This is a genomic window from Paenarthrobacter sp. NPDC091711, assembly GCF_044756605.1.
In the GTDB taxonomy this organism is placed as follows: Bacteria; Actinomycetota; Actinomycetes; order Actinomycetales; family Micrococcaceae; genus Arthrobacter.
In genome coordinates this window covers 276897-298860 of sequence record NZ_JBIVTF010000002.1, presented here as the reverse complement: position 1 = coordinate 298860, position 21964 = coordinate 276897, and the positions used below count along the sequence as shown (strand labels likewise).

Below are 21964 nucleotides of genomic sequence, written 5' to 3'. Positions count from 1 at the left end.
GTGTGGAGGGATGCGAGGCACTGTATAGGCGGCAAAACTTGGGGCCGCCACGGCAAAATGCTTACGTTCTACTGATCGAAAGTTGACTTAGGGAAGGACTGGGCGGGGCATAGGTCCACGTTCGCGGTGCTTCAACTGTGGCCCACAGACCATCAGCCAGGCCCCCAACTCCGCTGCCCGGAAGCGGGGCAATCAGGGAACCTGTCTTCAATGACGGGATGCAGTGTTCAGCGGTTGATTGTGAACACGAGCAGCTACCCGTGGAGCAGGACTCTGCGTCGAGGCTGGAGGCCAACGGGTGGTGGAGTGTGCTGGCGGCCTGGGATCCGGCTGTCGAATGCGCGTGGTGATCACTGTGCAGCGTTGACGCCTGAGTAGCGGGAGCCGAATGGGCGGTATGGGAACCCATCACTACGTGCATGCCGAGAATTCCAGCAATGACGCCCAACACCAGCAGGAACAGGGAAGCCCTACGAAGGGGCAGTGGAAATGCTGATCTGCTCACTTTGGGCGTCCTTCCGCGGACTATATGCTGGGGTACATTTACTTACACCATACCCCTGGAGGGTATGGAGTCCAATGAGGAATCCGCGTATGTGGAATTCCTGTACCTCTCGCGGGGTTGTTCTCAGCATGCACAACAAACGGATCGGCTTCCTGTCCTTCGGCCACTGGGCCCGCGTACCAGGATCGCTGGTTCCCACGGCCGGAGAGGCCCTGAAACAGGGAATTGAACTCGCCGTTGCGGCGGAGGAACTGGACATAGACGGCGCCTTCTTCAGAGTCCATCACTTCGCCCGGCAGCAGGCCTCTCCTTTCCCGCTCCTCAGCGCGATCGCGGCCAGCACCAGCCGGATCGAGATGGGTACAGGCGTGATCGACATGCGCTACGAGAACCCGCTTTACATGGCCGAGGAAGCCGCTGCCACGGACCTCATCAGTGACGGGCGGCTGCAGCTCGGTGTGAGCCGGGGTTCACCCGAACCTGCACGGAACGGCGCCGCAACCTTCGGCTACGTCCCCGCAGACGGCGAGGACGGCGGCGACATGGCACGCCGTCACACCGCACTGTTCCGGAAGGCCATCGCCGGGCACGGTGTGGCTGAGGCAGATCCGCACTACGCGGGTGGGGCCACGGGGCTGTTGCCCATCCAGCCCCAGTCACCGGGCCTCCCGCAAAGAATCTGGTGGGGAGCCGGAACCCGGAAAACCGCCGTGTGGGCTGCGGAACAAGGCATGAACCTTATGAGCTCCACCCTCCTCACCGAGGACACCGGCATGCCGTTCGATCAGCTGCAGGCCGAACAGATCCACATGTTCCGCGAAGCATGGGCCGCGGCCGGGCACGACTTTGAGCCGAGGATTTCCGTCAGCCGCAGCGTGATCCCCATCGTGGACGACGTGGACAACCACTACTTCGGCCTCCGCGCCCAAGCGGACAGCCAGGACCAGGTGGGAATTCTCGACGGCGCGTTGTCCCGTTTCGGTAAGAGCTACATCGGCGAGCCGGACGCACTGGCTGAGGAACTGGCCAAGGACGCTGCGGTCCAAGCGGCTGACACCGTCCTGCTCACTGTGCCCAACCAACTAGGAGCGGACTACAACGCCAAGCTGCTGGGCAACGTAGCAAAGCACGTGGCTCCAGCCTTCGGGTGGAGGGCAAACCAAGGGGTGTAGGCCCGGTAGTGTTGCTGGCTGTGCATTACTGCGCCAACAACACAGGAGCACGTGTCAGTCCCTTCAACGACGAGGGGACTACACAGAAAGCAAAGGTTGCCCCATGGACATTCAGAACCTCCTCGACGACATCGTGGGAGCAGTTCAACCGCACGTCGGCCAAGGAAAGGTCGCCGATTACATCCCCCAACTCGGGGCCGTGGACCCGCATCAGTTCGGGATGTCGGTGGTGACCCGGGAGGGTGAGGTGTTCTCAGCCGGGGACGCGCATGTGGAGTTCTCCATTCAAAGCATCTCCAAGGTCTTCGCCCTTGCTTTGGTTCTCGCTGCGGACGGCGACCACATCTGGAAGCGCGTCTTCCGCGAACCCTCAGGCAACCCCTTCAACTCCTTGGTTCAGTTGGAGAGCGAGGAGGGCATTCCCCGGAACCCGTTCATCAATGCCGGTGCAATCGTGGTGACGGATCGGCTACTCAGCCTCACAGGCGACGCAGCCAAGGCCGTGCGGGAACTGATGCGCCAGGAGACCAGCAAGGAGAGCATCGACACCGATCACGTTGTGGCCTCATCCGAACTGGGCAAGGGACACCGCAACGCCTCGCTGGCGCATTTCCTGGCAAGCTGCGGCAACCTGGAGAACCCGGTGGACGAGGTCCTGGACTCTTACGCGAAGCAATGCGCGCTGGCCATGACGTGCGAAGATCTGGCGCTCGCAACCCGTTTCCTGGCCTCCAACGGCTTGGGAACAAACGGGACGTTGTTGTTGTCCCCGGCCCAAACCAAGAGGATCAACGCCGTCATGCTCACCTGCGGTACGTACGATGCCGCGGGCGAATTCGCTTATCGCGTGGGTCTTCCGGGTAAGAGCGGCGTGGGCGGGGGGATCGTGGCCGTGGTGCCGAACAAGTGCTCTATCAGTGTGTGGAGCCCTGGCCTGGGACGGTCCGGGAATTCCGTGGCAGGTGTGGCCGCGCTGGACGAATTCACCACGCGTACTGGCTGGTCGGTCTTTTAGGCGCATGATGGAGACATGACCCCCAAAGACGGAAAGGCCCCCAAGAACCGCAAGCCTGCGGCGCCGGCGCCGGGAACCCAACCCACCGCCGTCGCGTTTTTGGAGCGCCTGGAAATCCGGCAGTCCTCGGTGGAGCAGGCAAAGTACCAGCGGTATTTCAAGACCGGCAAGGGTGATTACGCCGAGGGGGACTTCTTCCTTGGCGTCCGGATGGGCGAGGTTTTCACGCTGGCCAAGGAATTCGCGGCCATGACTTTGGAAGATTTAGAGACGCTGCTGGAGAAGGACATCCACGAGGCCCGGGCGGGTGCCGTGAAGATCATGTCCTTGCAGGCTCAGAAGAAGAAGACCACGGACGAGCGGCGCCGGGAGCTTTACGAGCTTTACGTGAGAAGGCACGACCGCATCAACAACTGGGACCTGGTGGACTTGGGAGCCGGGCGTGTGGTGGGCGGTTGGCTCATGGATAAGCCGCGCGACCCCCTGTACGAACTGGCCCGCTCGGAGAGCATGTGGGAGCGCCGGACCGCCATTGTTGCCACGTCGGCATTCATCCGTGAAGGCCAATTGGATGACACTTTCGCCATCGCCGAGATCCTCCTTCATGACAAAGAGGACCTCATCCAGAAAGCCGTAGGTGGTTGGGTCCGTGACGCTGGCCGTAGCAGCCGCGAACGGCTTCTGGCCTTCCTGGACGAACACGCCGCCACCATGCCGCGGACGGCGCTTCGTTACGCGATTGAGCACCTGGGCAAGGAACAGCGGGCCTACTACCTGACGCTCAAAGACAGGGTTTCCCCTAACTGATCCGCGCAAAATCAGGCCCAACGCCGGCAAAGAGCAGCCACCGTATATGACGTTGGATTACCCAGCGTTACCGGGTGTTTCCGAGCCTTTGAAGCATGTTACGGGGCCGCCCTACAGTTTTTTCATGGCAATACAGGACATTTACCCCACCGCGCTGCGGCTGCTCGGCCGCCCGGTGCTGGTTGTGGGCGGCGGCCCCGTCGCGGAGCGCCGCGCCAAGGGACTGCTCGACGCCGGTGCAAAAGTCACCGTTGTAGCGCCCGTTGCCACCGAAACACTTCGCGGCATCGCAGACTCCGGCCTCCTCACCTGGGAGCAGCGGGAGTACCGAACGTCAGACCTCGACGGCGTCTGGTTCGTTCAAACGGCCACTGGCGCTGCCGCCGTGGATACCCAGGTAGCCTCCGACGCCGAAGCGCAGCGCATCTGGTGCGTCAACGCCTCGGACCACGAAGCGTCAGCAGCCTGGACGCCCGCCGTGGCCGTGGTGGACGACGTGAAGATCGCCATCAACGCCGGGGGAGACCCGCGCCGTGCCATGGCCCTCCGCAATGCTGTGGCCACTGCGCTTGAAACCGGCGACCTTCCGCTTCGTCGCCACCGCAAGCCTGAAGCTGACGGCACAACGCCTGTTGGCTCAGTAGCTCTGGTAGGCGGCGGTCCTGGCGACTCGGGACTCATCACCGTCCGTGGCCGGCGCCTGCTGGGCCAGGCCGACGTCGTGGTTGCCGACCGCCTCGGCCCCCGTGAGTTGCTCAACGAACTTGCCCCGGACGTCCGCGTGATCGAGGTGGGCAAGACGCCCGGCCACCACCCGGTTCCTCAGCTGGAGATCAACCGCATCCTGGTGGACGAAGCCTTGAAGGGCAACCGCGTGGTCCGCCTCAAAGGCGGCGACCCCTACGTCCTGGGGCGCGGAGGCGAGGAAGCAGAATTCTGCCGGCAGAACGGCGTCGAGGTTGAAGTGGTGTCCGGCGTGACGTCGGCAATCTCGGTTCCGGCCGCTGCCGGTATTCCCGTGACACACCGCGGCCTGGCCAAGGGCTTCAGCGTAGTAACCGGCCATGAAGAGCTGTCCGAGGTCCCCGCACGCCCCGATCACACTGTGGTGTTGCTCATGGGAGTAGCGCAATTGCGGGATTCCGCGGCTGCTCTGGCAGGCTCGGGTCTGCCTTTGGACACGCCAGTAGGTATCGTAGAGAACGGGTATTTGCCGGATCAGCGCGTCACCATCGGCACTCTGGGTACCATCGCGGACCAGGCGGAAGCCGTCGGCGTGGCCAACCCGGCGGTCATCGTGATCGGCGATGTGGTCCGCGTCAGCCCCTTTGCACCGCAGCATTTCAAGACCGCTGATTACAGCACTATTACCCCAAATCGTCCCCGCGTCCGCAGTAACTGAGAAGAAGAAGGAACACAGCCGTGTCAATTAGCACCCCCGTAGGTTCTGCGGACCGTCCGCTTCGCGTCGCCGTCATCGGCTCCGGCCCGGCCGGCGTGTACGCAGCGGACATCCTGACCAAGAGCGAAGCCGTCAAGAGCGGCGAACTCACCGTCAGCATCGACCTCTTTGACCGCTACCCGGCACCGTATGGCCTCATCCGTTACGGCGTAGCCCCGGACCACCCCCGCATCAAGGGCATCGTCAACGCCCTGCACAAGGTGCTGGACCGCGGCGATATCCGCTTCTTCGGCAATGTGGACTACGGCACGGACATCTCCATCGAGGACCTCCGCAAGCACTACGACGCCATCATCTTCGCCACCGGTGCCATCAAGGACGCGGACCTGAACATCCCGGGCATCGAGCTTGAGGGTTCGTTCGGCGGCGCCGACTTCGTTTCCTGGTTCGACGGTCACCCGGACGTTCCCCGCGAATGGCCGCTGGAAGCCACCGAAATCGCTGTTCTCGGTAACGGCAACGTGGCCTTGGACGTGGCCCGTGTCCTGTCCAAGCATGCCGATGACCTGCTGGTCACCGAAATCCCGGACAACGTGTACGCCGGTCTGAAGGCCTCGCCCGTCACGGACGTGCATGTCTTCGGTCGCCGTGGCCCGGCGCAGGTGAAGTTCACCCCGCTGGAACTCCGCGAACTCTCGCACTCCAAGGATGTTGACATCATCCTCTACGCCGAGGACTTCGAATTCGACGAAGAGTCCGATCGCCAGGTCCAGACGAACAACCAGATCAAGACCATGGTTGGCACGCTCACCAACTGGATCGCCGAACAGCCCGAGGACCTTTCCGAGCTCAAGGCTTCCCGTCGCCTTCACCTGCACTTCCTGCACAGCCCGGTGGAAATTGTTGATTCCGCAGAGACGCCCGGCAAGGTTGCCGGCATCAAGTTCGAGCGCACCGAACTGGACGGCACGGGCAACGCCCGCGGCACCGGCGAGTTCATCGACTACCCGGTCCAGGCCGTGTACCGCGCAATCGGCTACTTCGGTTCGGCCCTGCCGGACGTCGAGTTCGACCACAAGAAGGGCGTGGTGACCAACGACGGCGGACGCGTGCTGGACGCCGACGGCCAGCACGTGCCGGGCCTCTACGCAACGGGCTGGATCAAGCGTGGTCCGGTTGGCCTCATCGGCCACACCAAGGGTGACGCCCTGGAAACCGTTACGTACCTCCTGGAAGACCGCGCAAACCTGCCGCTCGCTGAGGTTCCCGCAGCCGACGCCGTAGTGGAACTCCTGGACGCCCGCGGCGTGAAGTTCACCAGCTGGGAAGGCTGGCTGGCGCTGGACGCCCACGAGCTCGCACTGGGTGCAGCCGCGACCGAGGCCGGCACCTCCCACGGTGTTGAGGTCAAGCGTGAGCGCATCAAGGTTGTTCCCCGCGAGGACATGGTCAACATCTCCCGTGACGGTGTAGCCGCACAGGTCTAGTTTCTTCCGTTTCACAGCAGCGGGGTCACTCCTTTCGAGTGGCCCCGCTGCTGCTTAAGGGACAACCGCCGGCGGTACCCTGAGTCATGGACGTCGTTGTCATTGAAACGCCCCAGTTGGGGGACCGGAGCTACTTGGTCCACGACGGCAATGTGGCGCTGGTGATTGATCCTCAACGCGACATTGACCGGGTTGAATCTGCCGCCTGCGAAGCCGGCGTGCGGATCACCCATGTGGCCGAGACACACCTCCACAACGACTACGCCACCGGCGGGTTGGTCTTGGCTGAGAAGCACGGTGCTGAGTATCTGGTGAACGCCGACGACCACGTCGCGTTTACCCGTGTGCCCGTCACGGACGGCCAGGTTTTTCGAGTTGGCCGGCTCGTGGTGCGAGTGGTTGCCACGCCAGGCCACACTCACACGCACCTTTCGTATGTGGTCCGGGATGACACGCACGACGACGGCGCTGAGGCCGTGTTTTCCGGCGGCAGCCTGCTCTACGGTTCGGTGGGCCGGACGGACCTTGTCTCTCCCGATGACACCGCCACGTTGGCTCATGACCAGTACTCCTCAGTCCGGCGACTGGTGGGCTCGTCGCATCCGGAGGCCTCGCTCTACCCAACCCACGGCTTCGGATCGTTTTGTTCCAGCGGTCCCGCGAGCCACCAGGAAGCATCCACCATTGGTGAGCAATCCAAGAGCAACCATGCCCTGACGGATCCCGACGAGGACCACTTCGTGTCAGAGTTATTGGCGAACATCACCGCTTATCCCGCGTACTACGCCCACATGAGCCCGCTCAACGCGGCAGGAGTGGGACCTGCAGCCCTTGCTGTCCCGGACTCCGTCAATGCTGAAGAGTTAACCCGACGCCTGGACGCAGGGGAGTGGTTGGTGGATCTCCGGCACAGGGTGGCTTTCGCGGACAGCCACCTCAAGGGCAGCGTGAGCTTCGAGTACGGGAAGGGCGATAACTTCACCAGCTACCTCGGCTGGGTGATCCCCTGGAATCAACCACTCACGCTGCTGGGGCCCAGGGGAGAGGTGGAAAAGGCGATCCGCGACCTGGCGAGAATCGGCATCGACAGTCCGGATGCCGCCGTCGGGCATCAACCTGGTGAGTGGTCGCCGGAGTCTCCGCCGGCGAGCTACCCGCACGGGGAGTGGACCGCGCTCCTCAAAGGCCGTGCGCCGGGGGACGTGGTGCTGGACGTTCGTCGCCCGGAGGAGTTCGGGGCATCGCACATCAAGGGAGCCCTCAACATTCCCGTCTACGAGCTTCCCGGCAAGATCACGGAACTGCCGGATGCGAAGATTTGGGTTCACTGTGCCACGGGATACCGGGCGAGTGTTGCAGCCAGCCTACTGGACCGGGCCGGGCGCGACGTGGTGCTGATCAACGCCAGATTCAAGGACGCAGCCGGGGCCGGGATCGAAACGGTGCCGTAAGACGTTGCCAGCCCGCTGAACCGTGGTGGGGCAACAACGGTTCAGCGGGTTTGCAACGTCATAGCCCAGCAGACGTTACCGCGGCGCCTGATCCGAACAGTAGTCAAGGTTCCGGTAGACGCTGCGGACGGCGGCATCGGGATCGTGGGCTTCCAAGGCATCAACCAGTTCGTCGTGGCCTTCGCGGGGGATGCCGTTGAAGCCGCCCTTGCGCTGCTGCCGGAGGAGGTCGTTATGGAACACTCCGCCGAACGACACGTACAGCTGGTGCAGCAAGGGATTGCCGGACGCCAAGGCAACGCGCTCGTGAAATTCCCAATCGGCACTGGCCCAGGTGGGGTAGTCCTCGGCCTGCCAGGCATCATGCCGGAGTGCGAGGAGGCGGCGCATTTCGGCCAAATCCTCAACAGTGGCGTGCTTGGTGGCCAAGCGGGCAGCCTGAGTATCCAAGCCGAGGCGCACCTCCACAATGTGTTCCTGCGTGTGCTCCAAGTACATGCGCTGGGCTGCACCGGACATCTCGCTGTTCGCCCGCACATACGTGCCATCTCCCCGGCGGACCTCCAACATGCCCGAGTGTGCCAGCGCCTTGATGGCCTCGCGCAGGGTTCCCCGCGAAACACCAAGGGTGGACATGAGCTCGGGCTCGGCAGGAATCCGCTCCTGTAGCGGCCATTCACCGGACTTGATCATGTCCCGCAGCTTGGCGGTGATCTCATCGGCAAGGGCCGGGCGATGCGAAGGGGTCAGGGTCATGCTGTCCTCGGTCCGGTCTTGGTGGCAGTGCGCTTGCTCGTCAGCAGGTGGCAGGTAACCATGAGCGCCACCGCCACGATGGACAGCAGGCTCAGCGGCAGCACCCAACCGCCGGTGGCGCTGTGGAGCAGGCCCATGCCAAACGGGCCAATTGCCGCAATCAAGTATCCCAGCGATTGGGCGATGGTGGAGAGCGCGGTGGTTTCCGCCGTCGAGCGTCCACTACGGCTGATAATCACCAGTACCAGCGGGAAGATGCCCAAGCCAAAGCCGAACAGCACGGCGGGAACAACGGCCAATGACGTCGGCAGCCAGACCATGGCGGCGATGGCCAGCAAGGTTGAGCTGCTGGCCAGATACAGGGCCGGGCGGAGCATGCCGGGCCTGGAGCCGAAGGCCAGAAGGGTCATGCCGGCAGCGACGGATACCAGTTGCATCACACCGAACTGCAGGCCGCTCTCGGAGGGGCTGAGCCCTTGAGACGTCAGGATGTAGGCGAACCAGCTCATCACGGCGTAGGCGAGGAAAGCCTGGAAGGTGAAGATCGCGGTGATCAAAAGGCCCAAACGGGTGCGCAGCAGGGGCCACATGGAGACCCGCGGACGATCGGTTTTGGTGGCCTTCCGGTGCGTATGCAGGACCACCGGCAGGAAACCCAAGAGAGCCGCGACGCCCAACAGGCCCCAAGCAGCCAGGCCGATGGACGGCGAGCCGAGCTCCTGGGCCAGCGGAACGCTGACCACTGCAGCGAAGGTGGCTCCGCCTGACATGGTGAAAGTGTAGAGGCCGGTCATCATGGAGGTGCGCTCGGAATAGTGCTCACGGATGAAGGACGGCATGGCCACGTTGCACACCGCAAGGCCGGACATCGCCAGGACTGTGCCTCCAAGGAGGGCGCCCGTCACCGGAATGCCGCGCACCAGCAAGCCGCCAGCCAGCAGTGCCAAAGCGATGGCGATCGCCTTCTCCACGCCCACTCGGCGGGTTAGCCAAGACGTTCCCATGCCTGCAACCGCAAAGCACAGCAGTGGGATGGACGGCAGGATGGACGCCACCAGAGCGCCATAACCCAGCACCTGCTGAAGGTCATGGAACAGGGCCGCGGCGCTGGTGATGCCCGCGCGCAGATTCAGGCCGATGAGCACCACGGCAATAATGCCGACGACGGCGACCACCCGCGTCTTGGGGACGGCAGGGTTCTCCCGGACCGCAGGAGTCTGGGAGGTGCTCACAGTAGGGATGTTTCCGGTGCTGGGGGTAAGAGGAGTCGTCGCGGCCATATCTAAAGGTTAGACGTTTGACGTCTAATGTCTAGAGTTTTGTGGTGAACCTCTCCGCGCTGGTTGTTTACGGGCGGCTATCGCGGGTTGCGGGAACCCAGTCGCTGGACGGCCAATGCCAACCACAGCTGCACACGGTCCTGCGTCTGGGAGGGGTCGTAGCCAGTCAGCTCCGTGATTTGGGCCAGACGGTAGCGCACCGTGTTGCGGTGCAGCGTCAGGGCCTCGGCCACGGCAGCCACTGACCCGTTATGGTTCAGGTAGCTTTCCAGCGTGGCCACCAGTTCGGCACCGTGGGCGGCGTCGAATTTCCGCAGCGGGGTGAGGGATTCGCTGGCCATATCAGCCAGAGGAACATCCTCGCTGGCAAGCAACAACGAGGTCAGGCTCAGCCGCTCGGGCTCGTTGACGGGCAAGCCGTGCGCCACGGCGTCGCGCGCTTCAAAGTAGCTCCACCGCAGACCGTTCGGCTTCGTATAGGCGCCCCCAATACCAATCACGGCATGGATGCCGGCCTCCTGTAAATGATCACTCAGGCTCTTGGCCAGAGCCGTGGCCGAGCTGCCGTCGTCGCTGATGACCGTGACCAGGTCCTTCCCGACGACGGCGCTGACGCCGGCTTCCAGCGCCTGGGGCAGCGAAATGCTGATCAGTTGTTTGTGATGGGCCGCGGATTCCGCAACGAGCACCACGTTTTTCCGGGTGCTGTTGATGCCAACGCCGGCCAAACGCCTGGCTGCCTCGATGCTCTCCAGCGTGCCGTGAATGACGTCGTCCAGCACCTGACCTGCCATGGCCCGCTGGGACTGCCGCTGCTTGACCATGTTGTTGAGCTCCACGCTGATGAGGTTCTGCGCGTAGCTGACAATCCCGGAGTCAACAAAAGGCTGCCGCAACCACAGCGTGCAGGCGTCCCTGCGCCCGGTGGGAATCGGGTACGAGGCCCAGCCATCCGCCGTCGGGGCCGGCTTTCCAGCCACGCTGTTGTAAAGCTGCGCGCTGAACTGGGTGAGCACCACATCGGTCCGGAGCATGCTGCCCAGTTGTTTGAGGAGCTCGTTCAGGCCGCCACCGGTGAGGAGTGAGCGGGCCAGGATCTGGTGTCCGGCGAGGAGGCGCTCCAAATTTGAGTAGTGGTCAGCGGAATGCGATTCAGCCACCAGCTTGCCAATGGCAATGAAGGGGATCGCATAAGGCACTTCCACCAGGGGCAAACCCCAGCGGTTGGCTTCGGCGATGAGTGCTTCAGGAACGGACTCGTGGGTCAGGCCGATGCCGAAGCCGATCCCCACAGCGCCGGCGCGCTGGGCCTGGCGGACGAAGCGCCGCTGGTCGGCGGCGCTCTTGAGGCGCAGTCCGGTGGTCAGGACCAATTCTCCGCCGCTGAGGAAGCGTTGTGGATCTTCCAGTTCCGTCACGGCAACCCAGCTGATGTCCTGGTTCCACGTTGTTTCGGCGAGGCCGGCTTGGCGGAGTTTCAGGGAGGGGACAGCGACGAGCGAAGCGAGGGACATGGCCATGCTTTAAGCGTAACCCGGCACTGGTCAAGCGCACTAAGCGGGTGGTACTTGTGTGTGCAGCTGGCTATTCCTTGGACCCCCTCCCTGGCATAGGCTCTGATCAGCTAAATCCATGCCCAGACTCCGAAAGAGGGTTGCACACCGTGGTTCAAACCTTGCAGAACTTCATCAACGGCGAATTCGTTACGCCGGCAGGTACGGGTCTTTTGGACATCGTGAACCCCGCCACCGGGGAAATCGTTGCCAAGTCGCCCATTTCGGTGCAGGCCGACGTGGACGCTGCCATGACCGCGGCCAACCAGGCCTTCAAGTCCTGGAAGAAAGCCACCCCGGGCCAGCGCCAGCTCATGCTCCTCAAGCTCGCCGACGCCGTTGAGGCCAACAGCGACGAACTCGTCGAAGCCCAGCACCGCAACACCGGACAGGTCCGCTCCCTGATTGCTTCCGAGGAAGTTGCCGCAGGCGCCGACCAGCTCCGCTTCTTCGCCGGCGCAGCACGCATCATGGAAGGCAAATCCGCGGGCGAGTACTTCGAAGGCCACACTTCCTACGTGCGCCGCGAACCCATTGGCGTTGTAGCCCAGGTTGCTCCGTGGAACTACCCGTTCCTCATGGCCATCTGGAAGATCGGCCCGGCCCTCGCCGCAGGCAACACGATTGTCCTGAAGCCCTCGGACACCACCCCCGAGTCCACGCTGGTCCTGGCACGCCTCGCCGGCGAGATCTTCCCGGCCGGCGTCCTCAACGTTGTATTGGGCACCGGTGAAACCGGCGCCATGATGGTTGACCACAAGGTCCCCGGACTCGTTTCCATCACCGGTTCCGTCCGCGCCGGCATCGCCGTTGCAAGCGGCGCAGCCAAGGGTCTCAAGCGTGCCCACCTTGAGCTTGGCGGCAAGGCACCGGCAATCGTCTTCAAGGATGCCGACATCAAGAAGAGCGCCGCGGCAATCGCCGAGTTCGCCTTCTTCAACGCCGGCCAGGACTGCACGGCAATCACCCGCGTGCTGGTGGAAGACTCCGTTCACGACGACGTCGTGGCGGCAATGGTGGAGCACACCAAGACCCTGCACACCGGTTCGCAGAACGACGAAGACAACTACTTCGGCCCGCTCAACAACGTGAACCACTTCAACGCCGTGACCTCCGTGGTGGAAAACCTGCCGGCCAACTGCAAGATCGAAACCGGTGGCCACCGCGCAGGAGAGAAGGGCTTCTTCTTCGAGCCCACCATCATCTCCGGCGCCAAGCAGACTGATGACATCGTGCAGAAGGAAACCTTCGGCCCGGTTATCACCGTCCAGAAGTTCAGCACGGAAGACGAAGCGCTCGAACTCGCCAACGACGTCGAATACGCCCTGGCATCCAGCGTCTGGACCACCGACCACGGCACGGCCATGCGCATGAGCCGCGACCTCGACTTCGGTGCGGTCTGGATCAACACCCACATCCTCCTGACGGCAGAGATGCCCCACGGCGGCTTCAAGCAGTCCGGCTACGGCAAGGACCTCTCCATGTACGGCGTCGAGGACTACACGCGCATCAAGCACGTGATGAGTGCATTGGATGCATAACTCAGATGCATAACGCACTCGCGTAACCCGTACGAATTTCCCAGAAAGGCAACCACCCCATGACTACTACCGCGAACGAACTCTCGTACCGCATCGAACAGAAGCGCAACATCAACGGCGCCTTCCCCGGCCCCAAGTCGCAGGCACTGGCCGAGCGCCGCTCCGCCGTCGTCGCCGCCGGCGTTGCCTCGGGCGTCCCCGTTTATGTTGAAGACGCCGACGGCGGCATCGTCCGCGACGTCGACGGCAACTCCTTCATCGACCTCGGCTCCGGCATCGCCGTGACCAGCGTTGGCGCGTCCGACCCCGCCGTCGTCGCCGCTGTCCAGGAAGCTGCTGCACACTTCACGCACACCTGCTTCATGGTCACCCCCTACGAGGGCTACGTAGCAGTTGCCGAGCAGCTCAACCGCCTCACCCCGGGCGATCACGCCAAGCGCACCGTGCTGTTCAACTCCGGCGCTGAAGCCGTGGAGAACGCCGTCAAGGTTGCACGCCTGGCTACCGGCCGCGACGCCGTGGTTGCTTTCGACCACGCCTACCACGGCCGCACGAACCTGACCATGGCACTCACCGCCAAGGCCATGCCGTACAAGACCAACTTCGGCCCGTTCGCGCCCGAGGTCTACCGCATGCCCATGAGCTACCCGTTCCGTGAAGAGAACCCGGAAATCACGGGTGCCGAGGCTGCCAAGCGCGCCATCACCATGATCGAGAAGCAGATCGGTGGCGACCAGGTTGCTGCGATCATCATCGAACCCATCCAGGGTGAGGGCGGCTTCATCGTTCCGGCCGAAGGCTTCCTCCCGGCACTGTCCGCATGGGCCAAGGAAAAGGGCATCGTCTTCATCGCTGACGAGGTCCAGTCCGGCTTCTGCCGCACCGGCGAATGGTTCGCCGTTGACCACGAAGGTGTTGTCCCGGACATCATCACCATGGCCAAGGGCATCGCCGGCGGCCTCCCGCTGTCCGCCATCACCGGCCGCGCCGACCTCCTCGACGCCGTCCACCCGGGCGGCCTCGGCGGCACCTACGGTGGCAACCCGGTTGCTTGTGCAGCAGCACTCGCAGCCATCGACACCATGGAACAGCACGACCTCAACGGCCGCGCCCGTCACATCGAAGAGCTCGCCCTGGGCAAGCTCCGCGAACTGGCTGACGAAGTTTCCGTAGTTGGCGACATCCGTGGCCGCGGCGCCATGCTGGCCATCGAGCTGGTCCAGTCCGGTTCCAAGGAACCCAACGCCGAGCTCACCAAGGCCGTTGCAGCTGCTTGCCTCAAGGAAGGCGTCATCATCCTGACCTGTGGCACCTACGGCAACGTCATCCGCTTGCTCCCGCCGCTGGTCATCAGCGACGAACTGCTGATCGACGGCCTTGAGGTCCTCGCCGCAGCCATCAAGGCTCACGCGTAAGTCTCTTCGCTTCACCAAGGAGGGCCGGGTTCACTTGTGGACCCGGCCCTCCTTTGTTTAACTACCCGCCGAGGTCGCTGGAACCCGCCGAGTTCGCTGGACTTTTCCGGGGGTTTTGGCAGCTTTCCCGCGACTTCGACGGCGGCTCCGGGCTAAGCGGCGGCCGTTGACGTCCGACGGCGGCGCCGGGCTACGCGGCGGCCGGGGCGTCCGACGGCGGCTCCGGGCTAGGCGGCGGCCGTTGACTCGCGCCGGGCCTGCTTTTTGAGCACCGAGTTTTTCCTGGTGGTGCGAAGCATATCGATGGTGAGCAGCACCAGCGCCAACCACACCACGCAGAAGCCGATCCAGCGGGCAGTGGTCATGGTCTCGTTGAACACGGCCAGCGCCACGATGAACTGAAGCACCGGCGCGAAGTACTGCAGCAAGCCGATGGTGGTCATGGGCAGGCGGCGGGCTGAGGCGCCGAAGAACAGCAGCGGAACAGCCGTGATGACGCCGGAGGCCACGAGCAGCCAGAAGTGGCCCGCACCCAGGGTGGTGAGAGTTTCGACGCCGGTCACGGCCAGGACCACCATGGTGATGGCGGCAAAGGGAGCGAGCACCACCGTTTCGACGCTGAGGCTGGTGAGGGCGTCAACCTTGGGGCCCACCCGCTTTTTCACGAAGCCGTAGAGGCCAAAGCTGAACGCGAGGATCAGTGCGATCCAGGGGAGTTGCCCGTAGGAGAACGTCAGGACGCCCACGGCCACGAATCCAATGCCTACAGCAGCCCACTGCAGGGGACGCAGTTTTTCCTTGAGGACAAAAACTCCGAGCAAAACGGAGACCAGCGGGTTAATGAAGTACCCCAAGGACGTTTCAACGGCATGGCCGGTGGTGACGCCGAACGTGTAGGTGAGCCAGTTGATGGCAATCAGCACAGCGGCCAGGGCCAAGGGGCCGAACACCGTGCGGTCCTTGACCGCAGCACCGAAGACCCGCCAGGCCCGCGTGATGGTGATGAGAAGTGCGCAGAAGAGCAGGGACCAGACGATCCGGTTGGCCACGATTTCGATGGCACTGGCGGGCATCAGGACGAAGAAGTACAGCGGAAGCAGGCCCCACAGGCCGTAGGCGCCGATGCCGAACAGGATTCCCGCCGTCGACTCGCTCCTGACGGGCTTGCCGCCCCGTTTGCCGGAGCCGCCCGAAACGCCGGAGCCGCTCGAAACGCCAGTACCGCCTCCGCCCGCCGTCGTCGTGGGCTTGTTTGAAGAGGGTGGGTTGGCAGCTATCTGATCCGGAGTCGACACATTGTCGCCAACACCACCTGGCCCCGCAATATTCCGCAATCTTTATCAATTTCTGTGACTCCTGCCATATAAGCGGCCCGGTGTTGGGCGCACCCCTAGAATTGGATTCTGCGCGCCCCAACAACGGCGTGGCTCACTGCTTCGGAAGGGCTAACGGTGTCCAACTCAGCCGCAACAACCCCCAATCGTCCGCTTCGTGTCGCGATCGTTGGCGCGGGACCCGCAGGCGTGTACGCCGCGGACATCCTGACCAAATCCAACGAGGTCAAGGACGGGCACGTGGAGGTCAGCATTGATCTCTTCGAGGCATATCCGGCGCCGTACGGCCTGATCCGCTACGGTGTGGCCCCGGATCACCCGCGCATCAAGGGAATCGTCAATGCCCTGCACAAGGTTTTGGACCGCGGCGATATCCGGTTCCTCGGCAACGTGACCTACGGCCGCGATCTCACGCTCCATGATTTCCGCGCGTTCTACGACGCCGTGATCTTCTCCACCGGTGCCATCAAGGACGCAGACCTGAACATTCCGGGCGTCGAGTTGGAGGGCTCCTTTGGGGGCGCTGACTTCGTGTCCTGGTACGACGGACACCCGGACGTTCCCCGCGACTGGCCGCTTGACGCCAAGGAAATCGCCGTGATCGGCAACGGCAACGTAGCCCTGGATGTGGCCCGGATGCTGGTCAAGCACCCTGAGGAACTCCTGGTCACGGAGATCCCGGACAACGTGTATGCCGGGCTCAAGAAGTCGCCGGTCACAGACGTCCATGTTTTCGGCCGCCGTGGCCCGGCACAGGTGAAGTTCACTCCGTTGGAGTTGCGCGAGCTGTCCCACTGTAAAGACGTGGACATTGTCCTGTACCCGGAGGACTTCGAGTTCGACGAAGCGTCGGATGAGGCCATCAAGACCAACAACCAGATCAAGACCATGGTCAACACCATGACCAATTGGCTGGTGGAGGAGCACGCAGAATCGGAACAGCCGTCATCGCGCCGCCTGCACTTGCACTTTCTGCACAGCCCGGTCGAGATTCTTGACTCGGCTGAGACGCCCGGAAAGGTCTCCGGCATCAAGTTCGAACGAATGCAGCTGGACGGAACGGGCAACGTCAAGGGCACTGGAGAGTTCATCGAGTACCCGGTCCAATCGGTTTACCGGGCAATCGGCTATCACGGTTCGCCGTTGGAGGAGCTGGAGTACGACGCCCGCCGAGGCGTCATACCGAACGACGGCGGTCGCGTCTTGGGTGCCGACGGAGAGCCGGTGCCGGGAATCTACGCCACGGGTTGGATCAAGCGCGGGCCGGTGGGGCTGATCGGGCACACCAAGGGCGATGCTCTGGAGACCATTGGCTTCCTGCTTGAGGACAGGCTCAATCTTCCTCCGGCGGAGAACCCGGACCCACAGGCCATCATTGACCTGCTGGAGGAACGCGGCATTGAATACACCACGTGGGAGGGCTGGAACAGGCTCGATGCCCACGAGGCTGCCCTCGGTGCTGCGTGGACTTCCGGCGAAACGTTTGGTGACGGGTCCGCCGTCGAAGGTGGCGGTGTGGTCCGCGAGCGCATCAAGGTTGTTCCACGCGAGGAAATGATCCGGATCTCCCGCGGCTGACGGGTGAGTTTTTGTCCAGGTAATGCCCTTAAACCGGGGCCATGAGGGCATTAGCTGTACAAAAACTCCAGCCCTGGAACTAGACTGCTGGGTACTGTCCCGCCCATCACACGTGCAGCGCACTGTTGTTGGGGACTATCAGGGAGTTCGATGAGGAATCCAGTCCATCCACCCGTTCCTGGCAGCGATGCCGCGGCGTTATTGCAGAAGCGTGCCTTGGTTGGGCATGAACGCCTGGATTCTTTGCGTCCCGGGGTGCCTGAGGACATCATCGGGTTGCGCCGCTTGGTCCGTGAGTCCTGGCAGCGTTCGGCGAGCTTTCAAGCCAATCCTGATGTTGCCGAAGCGCCTCTTGCCATGGACCGCGATGAGCTGGAGGAGTGCCGCCGGCAGCATCCCTTGGCCACGATTATGCCTGTCATCAAGAAGCTCCTGGTTCAACCCAGCCATGACAGTGGCTTGTTGGTGGCTGTGGGGGACGACGTCGGCCGGCTCCTGTGGGTTGACGGCGACCCGGTGATGCAGCGCCGCGCGGAGGGCATGATGTTCGTGGCCGGCGCTGACTGGTCGGAAGCCTCGGTGGGCACCAGCGCACCTGGCACCGCGCTTGCGTTGGACCGCAGTATCCAGATCTCCGGGGCGGAGCATTTCAAGCGCTCCGTGCACCCGTGGAGTTGTACGGCTGTTCCGTTCCATGATCCCGATTCCGGTGCAGTATTGGGTGTTGTGGACATCACCGGCACGGAAACCGCTGTTGCCGCGCACACTCTTTCCTTGGTGGAGGCAACAGTTGCTGCCGCCCAGGCCCAATTGCGCATTGAACGCCTGACGCTCGCCGCTGCCGTCAAGGACAAACCTCGACGCCGGAACTCGGCCGCCGCCTCCGGTCACGTCTTGTACCGGAACAGCCTGCAGCTGTTGGGCCGCGACCAAGCGTTGCTCAGCATAGACGGCCGCACGGTTTCCCTCTCTGCCCGGCACAGCGAAATCCTGGCCATCCTCAGCAGCCACCCCGCCGGACTCAGTGCTGAAGACCTCTGCACGCAGCTGTATCCGGGGGACGGCTCTGCGGTGACCCTCCGCGCGGAAATGGTGCGGCTACGGAAAGTCATTCACGAACTCAGCCCGGACGCGGTTCCGGAGTCCCGTCCGTATCGTTTGCCTGTGGAGCTGTTGCCGGACTCCGGCCAGGTCCTGAGTTGCCTGCAGCGCGGCGCACACCGCATTGCCTTGGAAATCTACAAAGGTGGGCTGCTGCCTCGCTCGGAGGCTCCCGGCGTCGTGCAGTTGCGTGAGAGGGTTTCGCACCTGCTGCGTGAGGCGCTGCTTAGCGACGGCAGCGTTGATTCGCTCCTCAAGTACGCTGAGCTGCCCGAGGCGAAGTACGACGTCGACCTCCGCCTTGCGGTGCTGAAGCTTCTGCCGCCGCGCTCACCCAAGCGGGCGTCCGTGGTGGCTGACCTCGAGCGGATCGAAACCGACATGACGGCGTGAGCTGACTCACACGGTTGCAACCTGGCTGCAACCTCCAGACTCCTAGGCTCGAATCAATGGCGATAGCCACCGTGATTCGCAGCAAAGGAGCTAGCAATGACTGTTTACGCACAGCCGGGTGCCGAGGGTTCGAAGGTCACGTTCAAGGACCGTTACGAGAATTGGATCGGCGGCGAGTGGGTGGCCCCTGTCAAGGGCGGCTACTTCGAGAACATCACCCCCGTCACGGGCAAAGCCTTCTGCGAAGTTGCCCGGGGCACGTCCGAGGACATCGAGCTGGCGTTGGACGCCGCGCACAAAATTGCACCCTCGTGGGGCAAGACGTCCGCCACGGAACGCGCAGCTATTCTGAACAAGATCGCCGATCGCATTGACGAGAATGTGGAGCTCCTGGCGGTGGCGGAAACGTGGGACAACGGCAAACCCGTCCGCGAAACCCTCAATGCCGACATCCCGTTGGCAGCAGATCACTTCCGCTACTTCGCCTCCGTAGTCCGCGCGCAGGAAGGCCACCTTTCCCAGCTGGATGAGGACACCACCGCCTACCACTTCAAGGAACCGCTGGGCGTTGTTGGCCAGATCATCCCGTGGAACTTCCCCATCCTCATGGCAGTCTGGAAGCTGGCGCCGGCGCTGGCAGCAGGCAACGCCGTGGTGCTCAAGCCCGCCGAGCAGACGCCCACCTCCATCTTGGTCCTCATGGAGCTGATCGGTGACCTTCTCCCAGCCGGTGTAGTAAACGTTGTTAACGGCTTCGGTGTCGAAGCTGGAAAGCCACTGGCTTCCAGCTCCCGGATCCGCAAGATCGCTTTCACGGGTGAGACCACCACGGGGCGCCTCATCAGCCAGTACGCCTCCAACAACCTCATTCCTGTCACCCTGGAACTTGGTGGCAAGAGCCCCAACATCTTCTTTGACGATGTTGCGGACCAGAACGACGCCTTCTACGACAAAGCCCAGGAAGGCTTCACACTCTTTGCCTTCAACCAGGGCGAAGTGTGCACTTGCCCGTCCCGCGCACTGGTCCAAGAGGGCATCTACGACTCCTTCATGACGGACGCGGTGGCCCGGACCAACAAGATCATCCAGGGCAACCCGCTGGACACCGATACCCAGGTTGGCGCCCAAGCCTCGAATGACCAACTGGAGAAGATCCTGTCCTACATCGACATCGGAAAGCAGGAGGGCGCCAAGGTCCTCGCTGGTGGGGCCCGCGCGGAACTGTCCGGCGACTTGGCCGGCGGCTACTACGTCCAGCCCACCATTTTTGAAGGCCACAACCGGATGCGTATCTTCCAGGAGGAGATCTTCGGCCCGGTAGTGTCCGTCACCAAGTTCAGCGACTACAACGACGCAATCGGCATCGCCAACGACACTCTTTACGGTTTGGGTGCCGGCGTGTGGTCGCGCAATGGAAACGTGGCCTACCGTGCGGGCCGGGAAATCCAGGCTGGCCGTGTGTGGGTCAACAACTACCACGCCTACCCGGCAGGTGCCGCCTTTGGTGGCTACAAGTCCTCAGGTATTGGCCGTGAGAACCACGCCATGATGCTGGACCACTACCAGCAGACCAAGAACCTCCTGGTCAGCTACAACGAGAACAAGCTCGGCTTCTTCTAAAAGTTTTGTACAGCAGATGCCCTCATGGAGCCGTTTTAGGGGCATCAGCTGTACAACAACTCGCATCATTTCGTTCAGATCAAAGGAGATCGTCAATGACCACCATGCATGCAGCAGTAGTCACGAAGTTCGGTACCGACCTCGAGATCAAGGAAGTGGAAAGGCCGACGCCGGGTCCCGGGCAGGCGCTGGTCCGCGTCATTACCTCGGGGGTATGTCATACCGACCTGCACGCCGCCGAAGGCGACTGGCCGGTCAAGCCGACGCCACCCTTTATCCCGGGCCATGAAGGTGTGGGAGAAGTAGTAGCCCTGGGCGAGGGCGTCACGGATGTTGAGATCGGCCAGATGGTAGGCAACGCCTGGCTCTGGTCTGCCTGCGGAGACTGCCAGTACTGCCGGACCGGCTGGGAAACCTTGTGTGAGTCGCAGCAGAACGGCGGCTACAGTGTGGACGGCTCGTTCGGTGAGTACATGCTGGTGGACACCCGATTTGCTGCGCGGATTCCGGAAGGTTCGGATCCGGTGGAGGTTGCGCCCGTGCTGTGCGCAGGCGTCACGGTCTACAAGGGTTTGAAGATGACCGAGGCCAGGCCGGGACAGTGGGTCACCATCTCCGGCATCGGCGGCCTGGGCCACATCGCCGTGCAGTACGCCGTAGCCATGGGCCTGCGGGTAGCCGCGGTGGACATTGCCGATGACAAGCTGGCCCTGGCGCGTGAGCACGGTGCCGAACTTACGGTGAACGCACTCCACGAGGATCCCGCGGAAGTCATCCAGCGCGAAACGGGCGGATGCCACGGTGTTCTGGTCACGGCCGTGCACCCCTCGGCGTTCGGCCAAGCGATCGGCATGGCACGGCGCGGTGGAACCATCGTCTTCAACGGGTTGCCGCCGGGAGACTTCCCGGCGCCGATCTTCGAGATCGTCCTCAAGGGACTTACGGTCCGGGGCTCTATTGTGGGCACGCGCCAGGACCTTGAAGAAGCGCTGGAGTTCTATGCCCAGGGAAAGATCAAGCCCACAGTCTCAACCAGGGAACTCTCCGAGGTCAACGCAGTGTTTGACGAGATGAAGCACGCCAAGATCGACGGCCGTGTGGTGCTGAAGTTCTGATGAACACCATCAGCATGGAGGCCGCAGTGACGCTGCCCGGGGAAGATTTCTCCCGGGTGGCGCTCACCGCGGTGTCCGTGGAACTGCTCCGCAAGCTCTGGGAGCAGCACGGGCCGCTCATGTTCCATCAGTCCGGCGGCTGCTGCGACGGCTCCGCACCCATGTGCTACCCGGCGGGGGAGTTCCTGACCGGGGACTCCGATGTCCTCCTCGGCAGATTCGATATTGGGACCGGCGGGGATCCGCAACCGCTTGAGTTTTGGATGTCAAAGGAACAGTTCAACTATTGGTCCCACACCCACCTCACCGTGGATGTGGTCCCTGGGCGCGGCAGCGGATTTTCTGTTGAGTCTCCTGAAGGTAAGCGATTCCTCATCCGTTCCACCCTCATGGACTGGGACGTGCCTGGCGTCTAGGGAAGGTAACTGGTGGGGCGGGG

18 protein-coding genes are annotated in these 21964 nt (G+C 63.0%); 13 read left to right on the top strand and 5 right to left on the bottom strand.

Translation table 11 applies throughout. From position 1 onward, the window contains the following. Window positions 1–61: 61 nt before the first annotated feature. A complete protein-coding gene (locus ACIQH5_RS04710; protein WP_400401085.1) occupies window positions 62–451 on the bottom strand; it encodes a DUF6153 family protein in 390 nt (129 codons plus the stop codon). A gap of 182 nt (window positions 452–633) precedes the next feature. On the opposite strand from ACIQH5_RS04710, the gene ACIQH5_RS04705 reads away from it, so the two are divergent. From ACIQH5_RS04705 to ACIQH5_RS04680, 6 genes are all read left to right on the top strand, one after another. After that, the gene (locus tag ACIQH5_RS04705; protein WP_400400745.1) at window positions 634–1677 is read left to right on the top strand and encodes an LLM class flavin-dependent oxidoreductase; all 1044 of its coding nucleotides are present in this window, start codon (window positions 634–636) and stop codon (window positions 1675–1677) included. A 103-nt stretch (window positions 1678–1780) separates the two neighbouring features. After that, complete coding sequence (locus tag ACIQH5_RS04700) at window positions 1781–2692, top strand: glutaminase (RefSeq protein ID WP_400400743.1); 912 nt, start codon at window positions 1781–1783, stop codon at window positions 2690–2692. Window positions 2693–2707: 15 nt separating this feature from the next. Next, on the top strand, window positions 2708–3499 hold the full coding sequence (locus ACIQH5_RS04695) for a DNA alkylation repair protein (protein WP_400400742.1): 792 nt from the start codon (window positions 2708–2710) through the stop codon (window positions 3497–3499). A gap of 124 nt (window positions 3500–3623) precedes the next feature. Further along, on the top strand, window positions 3624–4901 hold the full coding sequence (cobA, locus tag ACIQH5_RS04690) for a uroporphyrinogen-III C-methyltransferase (protein ID WP_400400740.1): 1278 nt from the start codon (window positions 3624–3626) through the stop codon (window positions 4899–4901). A gap of 20 nt (window positions 4902–4921) precedes the next feature. Then, window positions 4922–6388 (top strand): FAD-dependent oxidoreductase, encoded by a 1467-nt coding sequence (locus tag ACIQH5_RS04685; RefSeq protein ID WP_400400738.1) that lies wholly within the window; start codon window positions 4922–4924, stop codon window positions 6386–6388. 86 nt (window positions 6389–6474) lie between these two features. Continuing rightward, the gene (locus tag ACIQH5_RS04680; protein ID WP_400400736.1) at window positions 6475–7839 is read left to right on the top strand and encodes a rhodanese-like domain-containing protein; all 1365 of its coding nucleotides are present in this window, start codon (window positions 6475–6477) and stop codon (window positions 7837–7839) included. Window positions 7840–7914: 75 nt separating this feature from the next. Here the strand turns inward: ACIQH5_RS04680 and ACIQH5_RS04675 are convergent, their stop codons facing one another. The 3 genes from ACIQH5_RS04675 to ACIQH5_RS04665 all read right to left on the bottom strand — a co-directional run bounded on the left by ACIQH5_RS04675 (window position 7915) and on the right by ACIQH5_RS04665 (window position 11395). Beyond that, a complete protein-coding gene (locus tag ACIQH5_RS04675; RefSeq protein ID WP_400400735.1) occupies window positions 7915–8595 on the bottom strand; it encodes a FadR/GntR family transcriptional regulator in 681 nt (226 codons plus the stop codon). After that, a complete protein-coding gene (locus ACIQH5_RS04670) occupies window positions 8592–9875 on the bottom strand; it encodes an MFS transporter (RefSeq protein WP_400400733.1) in 1284 nt (427 codons plus the stop codon). The genes ACIQH5_RS04675 and ACIQH5_RS04670 overlap by 4 nt, the downstream gene beginning before the upstream one ends. A 77-nt stretch (window positions 9876–9952) precedes the next feature. Beyond that, window positions 9953–11395 carry a PucR family transcriptional regulator gene (locus tag ACIQH5_RS04665; RefSeq protein WP_400400731.1) on the bottom strand — a complete coding sequence of 481 codons (1443 nt, stop codon included), beginning with the start codon at window positions 11393–11395 and terminating at the stop codon, window positions 9953–9955. Window positions 11396–11538: 143 nt separating this feature from the next. On the opposite strand from ACIQH5_RS04665, the gene ACIQH5_RS04660 reads away from it, so the two are divergent. Beyond that, entirely contained in the window at window positions 11539–12969 is a 1431-nt protein-coding gene (locus ACIQH5_RS04660; protein WP_400400729.1) for a gamma-aminobutyraldehyde dehydrogenase, read from the top strand. 59 nt (window positions 12970–13028) lie between these two features. Next, window positions 13029–14384 carry a 4-aminobutyrate--2-oxoglutarate transaminase gene (gene gabT / locus ACIQH5_RS04655; RefSeq protein WP_400400727.1) on the top strand — a complete coding sequence of 452 codons (1356 nt, stop codon included), beginning with the start codon at window positions 13029–13031 and terminating at the stop codon, window positions 14382–14384. Window positions 14385–14611: 227 nt separating this feature from the next. Here gabT and rarD read toward each other — a convergent pair whose 3' ends face one another. Then, window positions 14612–15718, bottom strand: a complete 1107-nt coding sequence (rarD, locus tag ACIQH5_RS04650; RefSeq protein WP_400400725.1) for an EamA family transporter RarD — start codon at window positions 15716–15718, stop codon at window positions 14612–14614. Between the two features lie 117 nt (window positions 15719–15835). Between rarD and ACIQH5_RS04645 the strand changes: the two genes are divergently transcribed. From ACIQH5_RS04645 to ACIQH5_RS04625, 5 genes are all read left to right on the top strand, one after another. Continuing rightward, a complete protein-coding gene (locus ACIQH5_RS04645) occupies window positions 15836–17296 on the top strand; it encodes an FAD-dependent oxidoreductase (RefSeq protein ID WP_400400723.1) in 1461 nt (486 codons plus the stop codon). A 150-nt stretch (window positions 17297–17446) separates the two neighbouring features. Beyond that, window positions 17447–18790, top strand: a complete 1344-nt coding sequence (locus ACIQH5_RS04640) for a GAF domain-containing protein (RefSeq protein ID WP_400400721.1) — start codon at window positions 17447–17449, stop codon at window positions 18788–18790. A 96-nt stretch (window positions 18791–18886) separates the two neighbouring features. Continuing rightward, window positions 18887–20410 carry an aldehyde dehydrogenase family protein gene (locus tag ACIQH5_RS04635; protein ID WP_400400719.1) on the top strand — a complete coding sequence of 508 codons (1524 nt, stop codon included), beginning with the start codon at window positions 18887–18889 and terminating at the stop codon, window positions 20408–20410. Between the two features lie 104 nt (window positions 20411–20514). Continuing rightward, window positions 20515–21525, top strand: a complete 1011-nt coding sequence (gene adhP, locus ACIQH5_RS04630; RefSeq protein WP_400401083.1) for an alcohol dehydrogenase AdhP — start codon at window positions 20515–20517, stop codon at window positions 21523–21525. Further along, window positions 21525–21941 carry a DUF779 domain-containing protein gene (locus tag ACIQH5_RS04625; RefSeq protein ID WP_400400718.1) on the top strand — a complete coding sequence of 139 codons (417 nt, stop codon included), beginning with the start codon at window positions 21525–21527 and terminating at the stop codon, window positions 21939–21941. The genes adhP and ACIQH5_RS04625 overlap by 1 nt, the downstream gene beginning before the upstream one ends. The last annotated feature ends 23 nt before the right edge of the window (window positions 21942–21964 follow it).